This window comes from Neobacillus niacini, assembly GCF_023715785.1.
GTDB classification, from domain to species: Bacteria; Bacillota; Bacilli; order Bacillales; family Cytobacillaceae; genus Neobacillus; species Neobacillus niacini_E.
This window is the reverse complement of record NZ_JAMBOX010000011.1, coordinates 60,919-75,438: the sequence shown is the minus strand read 5'-3', so window position 1 is coordinate 75,438 and position 14,520 is coordinate 60,919. Positions and strand designations below refer to the sequence as shown.

The 14,520-nt window shown below is 42.9% G+C and carries 16 protein-coding genes and 1 riboswitch; of the genes, 5 read left to right on the top strand and 11 right to left on the bottom strand.

Annotated elements, in window-relative coordinates; translation table 11 throughout:
• Nucleotides 1-16: 16 nt before the first annotated feature.
• The 4 genes from M3234_RS18660 to M3234_RS18645 form a co-directional block, all read right to left on the bottom strand.
• Nucleotides 17-1,204, bottom strand: coding sequence for a CaiB/BaiF CoA transferase family protein (locus tag M3234_RS18660; RefSeq protein ID WP_262306168.1), 1,188 nt, complete (start codon nucleotides 1,202-1,204; stop codon nucleotides 17-19).
• Between the two features lie 582 nt (nucleotides 1,205-1,786).
• Nucleotides 1,787-2,269, bottom strand: a complete 483-nt coding sequence (locus tag M3234_RS18655; RefSeq protein ID WP_262306167.1) for a DUF456 domain-containing protein — start codon at nucleotides 2,267-2,269, stop codon at nucleotides 1,787-1,789.
• 56 nt (nucleotides 2,270-2,325) lie between these two features.
• Entirely contained in the window at nucleotides 2,326-2,820 is a 495-nt protein-coding gene (locus M3234_RS18650) for a hypothetical protein (RefSeq protein ID WP_262306166.1), read from the bottom strand.
• Nucleotides 2,821-2,896: 76 nt separating this feature from the next.
• Entirely contained in the window at nucleotides 2,897-3,637 is a 741-nt protein-coding gene (locus M3234_RS18645) for a MurR/RpiR family transcriptional regulator (RefSeq protein WP_262306165.1), read from the bottom strand.
• Nucleotides 3,638-3,823: 186 nt separating this feature from the next.
• On the opposite strand from M3234_RS18645, the gene M3234_RS18640 reads away from it, so the two are divergent.
• On the top strand, nucleotides 3,824-5,152 hold the full coding sequence (locus tag M3234_RS18640) for a 6-phospho-beta-glucosidase (protein WP_262306164.1): 1,329 nt from the start codon (nucleotides 3,824-3,826) through the stop codon (nucleotides 5,150-5,152).
• 89 nt (nucleotides 5,153-5,241) lie between these two features.
• Here M3234_RS18640 and M3234_RS18635 read toward each other — a convergent pair whose 3' ends face one another.
• Both M3234_RS18635 and M3234_RS18630 read right to left on the bottom strand, forming a co-directional pair.
• On the bottom strand, nucleotides 5,242-6,066 hold the full coding sequence (locus M3234_RS18635; protein WP_262306163.1) for a formate/nitrite transporter family protein: 825 nt from the start codon (nucleotides 6,064-6,066) through the stop codon (nucleotides 5,242-5,244).
• A 186-nt stretch (nucleotides 6,067-6,252) separates the two neighbouring features.
• On the bottom strand, nucleotides 6,253-6,576 hold the full coding sequence (locus M3234_RS18630) for a hypothetical protein (protein ID WP_262306162.1): 324 nt from the start codon (nucleotides 6,574-6,576) through the stop codon (nucleotides 6,253-6,255).
• A 72-nt stretch (nucleotides 6,577-6,648) separates the two neighbouring features.
• Nucleotides 6,649-6,752: riboswitch (SAM riboswitch) on the bottom strand.
• Between the two features lie 112 nt (nucleotides 6,753-6,864).
• On the opposite strand from M3234_RS18630, the gene M3234_RS18625 reads away from it, so the two are divergent.
• Nucleotides 6,865-7,650 (top strand): Cof-type HAD-IIB family hydrolase, encoded by a 786-nt coding sequence (locus tag M3234_RS18625; protein WP_262306161.1) that lies wholly within the window; start codon nucleotides 6,865-6,867, stop codon nucleotides 7,648-7,650.
• 47 nt (nucleotides 7,651-7,697) lie between these two features.
• Here the strand turns inward: M3234_RS18625 and M3234_RS18620 are convergent, their stop codons facing one another.
• On the bottom strand, nucleotides 7,698-8,405 hold the full coding sequence (locus M3234_RS18620) for a CPBP family intramembrane glutamic endopeptidase (RefSeq protein ID WP_262306160.1): 708 nt from the start codon (nucleotides 8,403-8,405) through the stop codon (nucleotides 7,698-7,700).
• Between the two features lie 116 nt (nucleotides 8,406-8,521).
• A complete protein-coding gene (locus M3234_RS18615; protein WP_262306159.1) occupies nucleotides 8,522-9,550 on the bottom strand; it encodes a threonine aldolase family protein in 1,029 nt (342 codons plus the stop codon).
• A gap of 446 nt (nucleotides 9,551-9,996) precedes the next feature.
• Between M3234_RS18615 and M3234_RS18610 the strand changes: the two genes are divergently transcribed.
• Together M3234_RS18610 and M3234_RS18605 are read left to right on the top strand one after the other, a co-directional pair.
• Entirely contained in the window at nucleotides 9,997-10,680 is a 684-nt protein-coding gene (locus tag M3234_RS18610; protein WP_262306158.1) for a cell wall hydrolase, read from the top strand.
• A gap of 19 nt (nucleotides 10,681-10,699) precedes the next feature.
• Nucleotides 10,700-11,536 carry an RMD1 family protein gene (locus tag M3234_RS18605; protein ID WP_262306157.1) on the top strand — a complete coding sequence of 279 codons (837 nt, stop codon included), beginning with the start codon at nucleotides 10,700-10,702 and terminating at the stop codon, nucleotides 11,534-11,536.
• Here M3234_RS18605 and M3234_RS18600 read toward each other — a convergent pair whose 3' ends face one another.
• The 3 genes from M3234_RS18600 to M3234_RS18590 form a co-directional block, all read right to left on the bottom strand.
• Nucleotides 11,537-11,758 carry a hypothetical protein gene (locus tag M3234_RS18600; protein WP_262306156.1) on the bottom strand — a complete coding sequence of 74 codons (222 nt, stop codon included), beginning with the start codon at nucleotides 11,756-11,758 and terminating at the stop codon, nucleotides 11,537-11,539.
• 13 nt (nucleotides 11,759-11,771) lie between these two features.
• Nucleotides 11,772-11,945 carry a hypothetical protein gene (locus M3234_RS18595; protein ID WP_262306155.1) on the bottom strand — a complete coding sequence of 58 codons (174 nt, stop codon included), beginning with the start codon at nucleotides 11,943-11,945 and terminating at the stop codon, nucleotides 11,772-11,774.
• Nucleotides 11,946-12,095: 150 nt separating this feature from the next.
• The gene (locus M3234_RS18590; protein ID WP_262306154.1) at nucleotides 12,096-13,205 is read right to left on the bottom strand and encodes an FtsZ/tubulin family protein; all 1,110 of its coding nucleotides are present in this window, start codon (nucleotides 13,203-13,205) and stop codon (nucleotides 12,096-12,098) included.
• A 206-nt stretch (nucleotides 13,206-13,411) separates the two neighbouring features.
• Between M3234_RS18590 and M3234_RS18585 the strand changes: the two genes are divergently transcribed.
• Entirely contained in the window at nucleotides 13,412-14,068 is a 657-nt protein-coding gene (locus M3234_RS18585; RefSeq protein ID WP_311315668.1) for a DsbA family oxidoreductase, read from the top strand.
• Nucleotides 14,069-14,520: the final 452 nt, after the last annotated feature.

The following is a 14,520-nucleotide window of genomic DNA, read 5'->3' as shown; positions in this document are numbered from 1 at the left end:
TACGCCTCCATCTTTTTTAAATAATATTGTTCTCTTTCAATTGGCTGATTTCCTCTAATGAAAAACCGGCTTGCTGCAAAATTTCACTCGTATGCTCCCCCGCAATCGGCGGGTGGCGTTCAATTTTTGCCTTTGTTCTTGATAGTTTAATAGGTGAACCGACAAGCTTCACACTGCCCGCTTCCGGGTGGTTCACCTGCACGACCATATCACGGGCAAGCACTTGCGGATGTTCGAAAACCTGGTCCATCGTATGGATGGGGCCACAAGGAATGTTTTTTTCTGAAAAAACCGCAATCCACTCCGCTGCTGTTTTTAATTGGAGTTGGTCCTCCAGTATTTTGGTGAGTTCGAGCTTGTTTTCCACCCTTGCCTCATTGGTGCGGTATCGTTCATCCTTGGCGATTTGAGGGATTCCTATCACCTTACATAGGTCGGCGAATTGCCGGTCATTTCCAACTGCGATAATTATATCTCCGTCTGACGCTTTAAATTTTGAATATGGGACAATATTCGGATGATCATTTCCCAGTCTTCGCGGTACTTTTCCGGATATTAGGTAATTGCTTGCCACATTTGCTAATGAGCTTACCGCAGTGTCTAGTAGCGACATATCCATTTTTTGGCCTAGGCCGGATTTTTCCCTTTCATATAAAGCCGCCTCTATGGAAATGACGGAATAAAGGCCAGTCAATATATCCACCATGGCCACACCTATTTTCACCGGCCCGCTTTCTTCACTGCCGGTGATACTCATCAGGCCGCTCATGCCCTGAATGATATAGTCATAACCGGGCAAATGCTTGTAGGGGCCCGTTTCGCCGAATCCCGTAATCGAACAATAGATGAGCCGTGGATTGATGTGTTTGATTGTTTCATAGTCGAGCTGCCATTTTTCCATCGACCCTGTCTTAAAATTGTGAATGAGCACATCGGCATCCTTGGCCAGCGTCCGGATGATTTCCCTGCCCTCTTCTGTTTTCAAGTTCACCGTGATGCTTCGCTTATTGCGATTCGCACATAAATAATAGGCGCTGACCCCATTTTGAAACGGCGGCCCCCAGAAGCGCGTTTCATCGCTGCCGCCAGGAGCTTCCACCTTTATGACATCGGCGCCAAGGTCCGCCAAAATCATTGTACAGTGAGGCCCGGCCAAGACTCTTGTTAAATCCAACACCTTCACTCCTTCGAGTGCTCCTGCCAATTTCCCACCCCCTAAGAACATCATTCGAAAAATACAAAAAGCCAGCCCAAACACACATAAATGTGGTATGGGACTGGCTTACGATCCATTGATACAGCCGGCTAAGGCTGGATGTGGAAACTTATCAGTCAATTGTTTTAAGTTTAATGGAATTCTTCACTTCCTTCCGTTGTAAAGACGGATAGGATGAAGCTAATGTTTATTTTACAAGAATTTTCTGAATCATTCAAGGCCTTTTTCTTAGAGTTTCGCCTGTAATGCTGACCGTATAGATAAAATTTAACTTTTTAATTGAATTTTTATCCTTGGTATTCCAGAAAAACCCAAATCAAAGACAATTTCACTTATTTCTTTAGCAATTTTGTCTTTAAGAAGCTTTATTAAAGACATTTTTATTACTTTTTGAAGCCATTTTGTTTTTGATATTCCAGAAAAACCCAAATTAAAGACATTTCCATCTTACTCTTTAACCATTTTGTCTTTAAGAAGCGTTTTTAAAGACATTTTAATCGTTTTTCGAGCGATTTTGTCTTTAAGTTTCCATGAATATCCATAAATAGAGGTTTTCATCCACCGGTCCTTTTAAAAAACAACATCCACCGCAAAAACGACAATCATGATTAACTGAATGACCGCTTTTGCGAACGTGCCGCTTAAGAAGGCGAATAGGGTGGCAACCGCCACTTTAGCGGATTCCTGGAACGTTTTCTTTTGTAGCAATTCTGCGAGCAATACCAAAACAAATGGAACAACGATGACGCCAAACGGCGGAATCACAAAGCTTCCGACAATCAACCCGATTGTTGCCGCCCTCATCCCCCATTTCGAACCCCCTGCTTTATCGACAAAGTGGAGGTTCGCTAAATAGTCTGCGAGGAACAACAACACTGTCAGAAGGACCAGCATTGTCCACGAAATCCAAGAAAGTTCATCCGAATTAATCCCAAAATGATAAACGGCCACACCGGCCCAAATCATTAACACAGACGGAATGATGGGATAGACAAGACCGACGAAACTAACAATGAAGCAGGCAACAATAATAATCCATAACAATATATCCACTATTTCATTCACCTCATATCATAGCCACGACTAAAAACTGCGAAAAACTCTTACAATTAAAATTTCAGTTTATCATTGGTTGGTTCCTCTGCTTTTTTCTCTTGATGATCGGTTTGGAAAACCTTCTTAGAGACGCTGTTTAATTTTTTCAAAAACCGGTTAAAACCAAAGCCGACAAAAAATGCAATGCTGATTGGCGCATAGGGCATATTATTATAATCCACAAAATCAATTAATAAAACCCCACTTTGAATCAAAGTAACAGCGATTACGGCAGTACCGGTAGCAAAGATTGGATAAAAGATGTACATCACCCAGTGACGGTAATCGGTTAACTCGCCTTCCATGTAGTGAGAACAAAACATATACAGGTGTCTAAGCGACCCGCCTATCGCTCCGGCAAAGAAATAATACAAAAATAGTTTTATATCCACAATAATTGGCAGCATTTTTTCAAGCTTTCCTACCCACAGCAAGCCTACCGCCAAAAAGCTCCCGAAAAACAGCATCAAAAGATAGGTTAGAATAACAGCTTTTAACCATCTTTTCAAAGCTATCACCCCCATATCTGATGAGTTAGCCTATGCAAAAATCGAGCCTGGGGTGACTTCCATGGATCAAGAGGTTCTATATCTGTCTGCTTTCCTGGGAAAGTTTTTGAATCTCCCGAGCCGTTTCCTCAAGAATATAGACAACAGGCACTTGCGTCGTAATATTGGAATGCTGAAACCATTCCTCTGTTACGTAATAGGAAATATTCACATCGGACATTTTTCCAATAGTGCAATGCTTATTATTGGTGATGCTGATGATCTTACTGCCTTTTTGTTTCAATTGGTCGATATGCGAAATCGTGAACGTATTTTCTCCGTTCACCGATAAGGCGATCGTCGTGCAATTTTCTAAAAAATTTGCATGAATCGGCATGTACGGATCCTTGACATACATGGAGAATTTCCCCAAGCTTGAAAAATACCTCGCGCCATACTCTGCCAAAATTCCCGAACTCCCGGAACCGATAAAAATAAGGTTGTCCGATTCCACAATCAAAGATGCGGCCTCCCTAATGGCAGCGTCCAGGTTTCCATTTAATGTCCGTTCAAAAAACTCAGTAACCGCATACTGGCTGCTTTTGACTTTTCGATCCTTATTTTCATCCAAATACATTTTTAGTTTTACCTTGAATTCCGAGAAGCCTTCGCAATTTATTTTACGGCAAAACCTTAAGACTGTAGACGTAGAAACATGGGTTTCATCCGCCAAATCGCGAATCCGCATATAGATAACTTTCTCGCCATTCTTGCAAATATAATCATATAAAGACGTTTCTAACTCATTAAAGGACGCTATGACATCACTTGGAAACATCAAAATACCTCCAGACTTTCTATTTTACTATTTTAACACATACATGTAACAAGGTGTTACCCGCATGTAACAAGTTCCTTTCGTTGGCATCTGCACCTAAAAGCAGGCAAATCATTTACGATTTTTTGATAAGACAATAGAATGAAAATGTGAACAGAAAAAAATAGATTTCTGGAGGTATTTTACATGTCAAAAGGCATTAAAATCGTTACAATTGGCGGCGGCTCAAGCTACACTCCTGAATTAATCGAAGGTTTTATTAAGCGCTATGATGAGCTTCCGGTTCGAGAGCTTTGGTTAGTAGATATCGAAGAAGGAAGAGAAAAGCTGGAAATCGTAGGAAACCTTGCGAAGCGTATGGTTGCCAAGGCAGGACTTCCAATTGAAATTCATTTAACATTAGATCGCCGCGAAGCGTTAAAGGACGCGGATTTCGTTACGACTCAATTCCGTGTCGGCCTGTTAAAAGCTCGTGCAAAAGATGAAAGAATCCCATTAAAATATAATGTCATTGGGCAAGAAACAAATGGCCCTGGCGGATTATTCAAGGGTCTTCGTACCATTCCTGTTATCCTTGAAATCTGTAAAGATATCGAAGAACTTTGTCCAGATGCTTGGCTTGTTAACTTTACAAACCCAGCAGGCATGGTAACGGAAGCCGTTCTTCGTTACAGCAACATCAAGAAGGTTGTCGGCCTTTGTAACGTGCCAATCGGCATGCGTATGGGCGTGGCGAAAGCATTGAATGTGGAGCCTGAGCGTGTACAAGTAAACTTTGCCGGCCTTAACCATATGGTATTCGGCCTTGATACTTTCTTAGACGGCGTCAGCGTCCAAGACCAAGTGATTGAAGCGATGGCCAATCCTGAAAATGCCATGACAATGAAAAATATTTCCGGCATTGCTTGGGAGCCTGACTTCATTCGTGCATTAGGCGCAATCCCTTGCGGCTATCATCGTTATTACTACAAAACGGATGAAATGCTGGCTGAAGAACTTGAAAAGGCGGCAGCTGAAGGCACTCGTGCGGAAGTGGTTCAACGTTTGGAAACTGAATTATTTGAGCTTTATAAAGATGAAAATCTTGATATTAAGCCGCCTCAATTGGAGAAACGTGGCGGTGCGTACTACAGCGATGCTGCTTGCAGTCTGATCAACTCCATTTACAACGATAAGCGCGATATTCAGCCGGTTAACACTCGCAACAACGGCGCGATTGCCAGCATTCCGGATGATTCCGCTGTAGAAGTAAACTGCGTGATCACAAAAGACGGCCCTAAGCCGATCTCTGTAGGCGACCTTCCTGTTGCTGTTCGTGGATTAGTTCAGCAGATCAAATCGTTCGAGCGTGTTGCTGCTGAAGCTGCCGTAACAGGCGATTACAAAACGGCGTTACTTGCTATGACCATCAACCCACTTGTTCCATCTGATACAGTGGGCAAGCAGATTCTTGATGAAATGCTAGAAGCGCACAAAGAACATTTACCACAGTTCTTTCAAAAAGTAGAAGCATAAATAGAAATTTAGGGTGGTGCTTAGAGCCCCACCCTATTTTATTTACGGATAAAAAAATCCACCCAGAAGGATGGATTTTTCTAAAAATATTATCTGCTCCCGCTTTTGACCAACGGCTGGACGACCGGGGCACTTTTGATTGCAGGTTGCTTTTTCTTATAAGCATGGTAGTATGCCATCCCGATAAACACGACGCCCCCCACAGCATTGCCTAAAAACACGGGGACAAAATTAAATAAGTATTCTATCCAATTAAAATGACCGGCAAAGATGGCGGCCGGTATGACAAACATATTAGCCACCACGTGCTGGAATCCAATTGCCACGAACGCCATCGTCGGGAACCAAATCCCAAGAATTTTTCCGGACATATCCTCCGCCCCATATGATAGCCAAACCGCTGCGGCTACCAGCCAGTTACAGCCAATTCCCGATAGAAACGCCTGCAAGAATGACGCTTCCAGCTTGTGCTCAGCAACATTGATCGTTTTATCCAAAAATGGAGCGGTTTCCGTTAACCCAACCAAATGGCCAAAGACATAAGCGACAAAGATGGCACCGGCAAAATTGCTCAGCGTAACGAGCAGCCAATTCCAGGCAACCTGTTTGGTCGTGACTTTTTTGGCGCATCGCGCAAGCGGCACCGCCATCATGTTCCCGGTTAACAACTCCCCGCCTGCCAACAGCGTTAAAATCAGGCCAATTGGGAACACTGATGCCCCAATTAAACTGCTTAGTCCCTGCAAGCTTTCCGATAACGGTGCCGTAACACGAATAAACAGCAGATAACCAAGCGCAATGAAGGCCCCGGCCTCAAACCCTAATATTAACGTTTGCCCGGCTGCATATTTTGCCTTCTTCACTCCATTCTCAACTGTAATTTCCATTATCTTTTCCGGTTTGCTAAACGCCATAACAAGTCCACCCTTATGCAAAATAAAGTATGTGAAATAATTAACATATCTTATTGTACATCACTCTATCGGAAAACAATGTGAACATTTTATTAATTATTGTTCTGTAACAAAGTTCACATTTTAAAGGATTTTTTTTAAAAGTGCAAAAGAGTGCAGCCCCACAATAAGGCTGCACCCCAAACCTTAAAATATTGGTTCTAGATAATTCCCAAATCCTTTTAAAATAGGCAGCCCCTGTGCCTCTAGGTCCTTCCAAATTTTCCGATCAAGCTGAAATGGACCGCTTTGCTTCAGGATTTCGATGTCGTTCTCCGTCAGCAGAGTATGATATTCTTCTACACCTTTTCTGACAATAAATTCATAGTCTTGCATTTTCATAAGGATGACCTCATAATTCTCATCCCATTCCTTCAACTGCCCTTCAACACAGTTGGCAACATGTAATAGAAATTTTTCATTACAATAATTTTTCGCCATTAAGCCTCTGGCAAAACCGCTAATGTTCATTTCAACCGCTCCTTTGCCTTTTTGAAAAAATAAAAACCCTTTCGCCATTGGATGCAAAAGGGTCCGTCACCGTTGTATCATCCAAAGCATTCGCTTTGCCTGGTTGGAGCACCTTGCCTGTCTGCAGGTTGCTGTGACGTATCTGAGCCAGGTCTCTCTGCCACTCTTGATAACTATTTCATTACTCCTATTGTACTACCAAAATATGAAAATGAACAAGAGATATACGGATTCAATCTGCGTTCATGGTATAATGATTGGTGGAAATAGCTTGGAGGTATTGTATACATGAATTATAAAGCAGTCATCTTAGATATTGACGGAACCATCCTTCCTCACGGGAAAACGTTAAGTTATGCCACAAAAGACGCCATCGAGCAATTAAAAGCAAAGAATATAACGGTCGCCATTGCAACGGGGAGAGCGCCTTATTTTTCATGGCCCATCATCGAGGAAATTGGCGTCGATTCGGCTGTGTTTTTTAACGGTTCGCTAGCCTATCATGAAAAGAATGAAATCTACCAAAATTCAATCGACAAGCTTGTTTTGGAAAAATTACATGGGTTGTCGCTAGAATATCAGCACCCGCTGACATTTTTAAGCAATCAAACCTTTAAAGCCAGCGATTTAATGCATCCATATATTATAGAGTCCTATCAGCATGATGACTGGAAACCGGAACTGGCCTCACCAAAGTTTTGGCTGGAAGAAGATATTTTCCAATTGTTCCTGCATTGTGATGTTGAAGAAGAACGATTCTATCAAACGATGATCCCTGAACTGGATTTCCGAAGATGGACATCGACCGGCGCGAAGGCCTGTGATGTGAATATGGCAAAATCCAATAAATCAGTTGGAATTACCAAGTTACTGGAGCGCCTCGGCATCGCGCCTGATGAAACGGTTGCATTCGGTGACGGTATGAACGATATTGAAATGCTGTCATTGGTCGGCATGGGCGTTGCCATGGGCTCTGCACAGGAGGAATTGAAGCAAGCGGCCAATATGGTTACCCTTACCGCTGAAGAAGACGGCGTCCGCCACGGGTTGGAACGACTCGGGCTTATTAGCTAAAAAGAGTCCATGCCATAAGGTTCTACTTTGGCATGGACTTTCTATTTTTATACACTTTTCGTGTCTATGTTTACGGTCGGTTCTTTTTTTGCGGTCAATATAAACCGCAAATCGATTATCGTATGAAGAATGATTGGATAAAGCAAACTTCCAGTCGATACATATACCCTTCCCAGAACGAAACCAACAAGGCCTGTCATGATCACTCCCTTCCAGCCTTGATAGTAATGGGCAATCCCGAAGATCGCCGCCCCGACAATCAATAAAACAACTCCCTCAAGGTTAAAAGGTGATTCTGAAAGAAAATGAAATAAAAATCCACGATAAATGATTTCCTCACAAATGCCTGCAGTGATCGCTACTAGAATGCCCAATCGCTTATCCAACTTTCCGGTCGGAACCATATAAGAAATGGTATTGGTTTGGGCTTGTTGGTATTTCCGATAAAAAGGCAATCTCATCATAATGAACATTGCGAACCCAATCCCTACTAGAAAACCGACAAACGTCCCCATCGTTTTGGCTGAACTCTCCGAGGGCAATTTAAATCCAATGTCGGAAAAGGTAGTGGCCGTTAAGGCAACCATTAATAAAATGAGTAACGTAACGCCCCATTCAGAGTAAATCACATACTTAAAATAAGCAACCCGTTCCTTTTCATGATAGGTCGCCTTCAATTTATTGGTATATTTCGTATCCCAAAACGGATAGATACCAATCAAGAAAACTAGTAATATAATACCAAAAATAACCATGATTCCCCCCTTATACCTCGAGACTATTTTACTACTATTCTACAAGAAGTTACAAAATCCTTCCATGTTATCCAGTCAAAAAAGACCAAATCGTCGGTGATTTGGTCTCAACATCGTTATTTCGCAAGTTTTTTATAATCTTCAATAAATGCAGCAACCTGTTCCTCTTTTGTGGCCCAAGACGTAACAAGGCGAATCGCTGAATAATCCTTATCAACTTTTTCCCAAACATGAAATGCATAGGAGTTTTGCAGCCCGCTTATGACTTCGTTCGGCAAGATCGGAAAAATTTGATTGGTTGGCGAGTCGGTGAGGAACTTCACATTAGCATTGGCCAGCTCCGTTTTGAGGAGCTCCGCCATCTTGTTCGCGTGGTTCGCCAGTTCAAAAAATAGGTTATCCCGGAATAATTCAAGAAACTGAATCCCTAACACTCTCCCTTTGGCGAGCAGGCCGCCTTTTTGCTTAATGTGGAAGCGGAAATCCGTTTTAAGAGAATCGTTGCAAATGACCAGCGCCTCGCCAATCAGCGCCCCATTCTTCGTGCCGCCAATATAAAAAGCATCTACCAGCCCCGGCAGCTCCGACAAGGTTAGGTCATTCTCTGATGAAGTAAGTGCCGAACCCAGCCGCGCCCCATCCATGAATAAAATGAGACCGTTCCTATCGCAGAACTCCCTTAATTGTTTCAGCTCAGGCTTTTTATAAATGGTCCCGATTTCGGTTGAATTGGAAATATAAACAAGCTTCGGTTTAACCATATGCTCATCGGTATGGTAGTCAAGTACGCCTTGAAGATGCTCCGTGTTTAGTTTCCCATCCTCCGTATCGACGGAAATCACTTTGTGTCCGGTCGCTTCAATCGCTCCGGTTTCATGGGTAAAAATATGGCCGGAAGCTGTGGCAATAGCAGCCTCATGCGGTCTTAAGAAAGCCGCAATCGCCGTCAAATTAGTCTGTGTCCCGCCTGATAAGAGATGAACATCAACGTCCGTGCGCCCGAGCCTTGCTTTGATTAGCTCCACGGCTTTTTGGGAATAGCCGTCCTCCCCGTATCCATCCTCCTGTTCGAGGTTGGTTTCGATTAGCGTAGTCAAAATCCTCGGATGCGCCCCTTCGCTGTAATCGTTTTTGAAGCTGTACATTTTGGTTTCCTCCCTGTTGTAATTATGTATCGCGGATATATTTGATTTATCGCAGATATATCGAAAACATCGCAGATAAACTACAACTTTCCGCAGATATATGGTCAACAATCGCAGATATCTTTCATTTTACCGCAGATATATCCATTTTACTGAAATTCCGGTCTATTTTAAAAGGATAATTTCCCTCTTGATCAACTATTAGAAAGCAATGCTACGTGATTTTATATTGTAATTCTACAAAATTTCAGAAGAATTCGTCGTAAACCCATCACAATTCTACGTAATTCAAGCCCGATTCTACGAAATATCAAACCAATTCTACGTAATTTACATGCCATTCTACAATTTGACACTTCCATGTAAAGAAACTGTAATACTAATCTATTTTTTCATTTCATAGAAATAGAAATCAAGAAAAGAATTAAAGCCAGGAGGAGAAATCAATGAAAAAACTGATTGCTGCACTGACATTCGCAATTTCACTCTTATTTACAACGCCCACATTAGCACACACAGTCCAAACTGGGGACACAATGGCCAAAATTGCCGAGGAAAACCATTTAACTTTGCAAGAGTTGGCAGAACTTAACCCGCAAATTGAAAATCTTGACTTGATATATGTTGGACAAACTGTACATATAAATAAAATAGAGGCAGATTCCGCAGCATCGGCAACCTTGGCCAGCCTCGAAGCCAGAGTGGATGTAGCGAAAATCCGGTCTGACCAGACTACTACTGAGCCCGCTAACGCCGTCAAAGTACCGCCATTTTCCCAGTCCGAAATCGATTTGCTGGCGAGACTTGTCCGTGCCGAGGCAGAAACCGAGCCATATGAAGGGAAAGTAGCGGTTGCCTGCGTCGTTCTAAATCGACTCGAAAGCCCCAAATTCCCTGACACGATTAAAGAAGTTATTTATCAAAAAAGGCAATTTCAACCCGTGAGCAACGGACAAATCAATAAGCCGGCCGACGAAGATTCTATTAAAGCGGTGTACGAAGCATTGAACGATAAAAGAACACTGGCTCAGGATTCCTTGTTTTTCTATAATCCAGTCATTGCCACCAGCCGCTGGCTCGATTCTAGAGCAACCACCATAGCGATTGGTGATCATGTTTTTAAAAAATAACCGAAAAGAGTGATACACGATGAAGGCGATGACCTTCAAAGCATTTGCCGTTGTTAATGAAATCGATTTGAACAAAATTGCGATTCACTGCGGGATTCCAAAGAAATTCACCTGGGAGGAGCCCCTCATCCTAAAAGGCGCCATTCTAGAGTCCATCCTCGGCCGCGAAATAAACGCCGGTCAAATGGTGCTGATCTTCTCGTTTGGCAGCGTGGTGTTTATTAACCAGACCGAACCAAGTGAAACAACTATTTTACTAAAATTCATTCAAAGATTTGAGCCGGACGTGGAGATAAACAACGCCGACCGCTATACCGATGATTACAAACTGCACATCCATGAAAACGAAAGTCTGGAGCTCGCGGACGAATATGTAATGGTCCCTGAATTTGAGGAATTCTATCCTGAATTAATTTCCACCGTGCTGGCCAAATCCGTTGCCCTCGAAAAAACCGAAGAACAGCTGGGAAAAATCCACGATAGGCTGGAGACGATGATCGACCGACTTGAAAAAGGCAAACTAAGAATCGGCAACAAAGAGCTGGCGAGGACGACAGCTAAAATTCTTCGCCATGAATATAACACCCTCGCCTATATCATGATTTTGGACAAGCCGGAAATTACCTGGTCCAGCAGTACCGCCAGCGAATTTTATGACAAGATGATGGAATTTTTCGAGCTCAGTGACCGTTACAAAATTTTAAAAAGCAAGACGGAGATTTTATATAATATCATGGATGGCTTTTCTACCATCAGTCACTCGATTCGCGGTCTGTTCGTGGAATGGGTGATTGTCCTCTTGATCCTATTCGAGATCGTGCTGACGCTGCTCCAAATCGCAGGACTGCTGCCATAGTCAGATTCGTTTCTTAACATCCTCCCTGATGGATTCCACAATTTCCTCGGGGAGATCCGCCGGTAAGGATGTTTCAGATTCAAATACCCAGCTATTCATAATTTCAAGGTCTGACTTTTTAAACGTAATGCTATAATTCTTCAGGTTATGTTGAAATTCAACCGTCACATACTCTTCAGTGGAAAAATCGTCGTCGATTATCATATTGGTGATTTGATACATTTGGAAGTCTCCTTTATTTTGCATACAATATCTTAATTTCATTTTCCGCCTCAATCATCCGGCCAAAGCGATACCCTTCAATCAGCACATGACGTTCATGAGCATCCAGACGGCGGTTCCATTTCTGCTCGAGATAATAAATCACTTCATTGTAAAAAATATCCGAGTACTGTAATGGTTCTTTCACGATCCTTCAACTCCTTAACGCAATACTCTCACCAATACAGTCTAGTCATTTTTTTCAAAATGGATACAAAAAAACTTGGTTCTATTTAACCTAGTTTTTAAATCCCATAAAAAAAACACCCTCTTGTATGAAGAGGATGCTCTGAACTCTTTATTTCTGATACTTCGTTAACTTCGACGTTACCCCTGTCGGTTTCCTTTCCGGCGGCTTTGCTTTCAGGTTGGACGCCCAGGAAACCTGCGATTCATATTTCTCCGCATGCTCCTTATTGACGAGGAACTGCAGTCTCTCCTTGTTTTTTTCAAGTGACTCTTCCAGCGTTTGCAAACGCCGGCGTGGAAAGGATAGCCCCGCCAGAATCATCGTGACGGTTGGGTCCGTATCCGAAATATACGTTCCTTCAAACAGTTCCAACGGTTCGCCGATTCCTTCAAAAATGGCTGGTGCGCTAATTAGCTTCGCCACCGTTTCCGGCCCTTCATAGATAAGACCGGCGCGGATCACCCCGACGGTGTCGATGGGACAAAATATGGTGTTTGCCCAGGAACGTTGAATTTTATTGGAAATCTCTGCGGTCGTCTTGACATCAGTTACCGTCGTTGACGAGATCATCGTGACGCCGCGCGTATTCAAAATATTCATGAGGTCGGTTTCATCAAAGTTGCCGTAAATGGAGCTCTTTTGCGTGACCTGCAAGACGTAACTAATCGCCTCCATGACTTGTCGATTGGAGGAAAGGTAGATTTGCTGCTTGCTCGATTGTGGGTTTACTTTGCGCATCTGATCGTTATCCACTAGAAAAACGGACGAAATTCCTTCAATTTTCGAAATCTGCTCGATGCATTCTGCCGCGTTTATCCGATTTCCGGCGAGCACGTTCCGTTCCGGCACCACAGCGATTGCGCCAATGTTGATGCCTGGAAGCTGGTCTAGCAAAATATCAATTAACAACGGACTCATTCCGGATCCGGTTCCGCCGTCAGTCGAAAATGCGACTAATAACAGTTTGACGTTCTTAAAGGACTTTTTCACAAATTCAATCAGTTCGCGATAATGCTCGTGAACCGCTCTTAAGCCGATGGAACGGTCCTGCCCAGCGCCATTATAGCCAGGCACAAAAAATTTCTTCTCAACCTTTGTGTTGACGGCCCCATCACGTTGATTTGTGTTGATCAGGGCCGTTTGAAATCCCATCGTCGTTGCGATTTCAGCGATATTTCCACCTGCCTGCCCTACACCCAAGATGCCTACTGATTTCAAATCATCGCCTCCTTGTCTAGTAGATAATACTCAAGTTTTCGGCAATTTAGACTTTTTTCTTGAAAAATTACGTGTTAATGTCCGGTTTGAATCAGATGATTGGTCAATTCTGCTTGAAGTAGGTATACTAAATAAAATCAACTACCAAGGAGGTTTCCACGATGTTAATTGAAATGTGGACTGATTTTGCTTGACCATTTTGCTATATTGGCAAAAAGCGTCTGGAGGACGCTATTCAGAAAGTTGATTTTCCTGTTGACGTAGTCTACCGCTGTTTTGAACTAGATCCATCTAGCTCTAAAGACGTGCCTTACAATATGTATGAAATGCTGGCAAAAAAATACGGCATGAGCATGGAGCAGGCAAAGGCGAATTGCGACAACGTCGAGCGAATGGCCCAAGAAGCCGGGCTAGAGTACCATCTTGATCAAGCCATTATGACCAATACCTTTGATGCCCATCGATTGACGATGTTCGCGAAAAATCAAGGCCTGATGAAGGAAATGACCGATCGCATTCTGCGTGCCTACTTCACCGAAGGCAAGCACATCGGGGACCACGACACGCTGGTTCAACTGGCGGAGGAAGTGGGATTGGACGGCAAAGCCGTTAAGGAACTCCTGGCTGGCAAGGATATGAGCGATGCTGTTTATACAGACGAATCTCAAGCGCAGCAATACGGCATTCGCAGTGTGCCATTCTTTTTAATTAACAAAAAATATTCCCTTACCGGTGCACAGCCGGTTGAAACCTTTGTTCAGGCCCTAAAGCAGGTTGTGGCCCAGGATGGCCCATTCACCCCTCTAGGCGGACAAGATGGTCTCAATTGTGATGAAAACGGCTGCGAAATTCCGAAAAAATAAACAAGAAACTCAGAAAGCGCCTGTTAATGGGCGCTTTTTTTCGTTCATGGGGTTAGATATCAAATAAAAAAATCAGCGTAATAAGTAAACATTACGCTGACTTCGATAAATGTGCTTTTTCCCTCAACAATTGCAGTTTTTGACTCTTGGTCAATCTTCGCCAGAATTTTACTTTAAAATTCATCATACATCCTCCTCGCATGGGAATCTTGTCCCTCTCGAATTGCTACTTTTTGACCACAGTTCATTCAAATTTCGCAATAAGCCCGGTAAACTTATTTTTATATGTCTATTTTAACAGGCTTCGCCTCTAGGTGAAATTTGAAAATATCGACGGTATTTCACCGGTTTTTACAAAATGTTCCTAAATTCTATATACGATCGCCAATTCGAATAGAATTAATAGACAAACCTTGTCCGACGTTGTCATAAATTAACGCAAAAAAAATTGA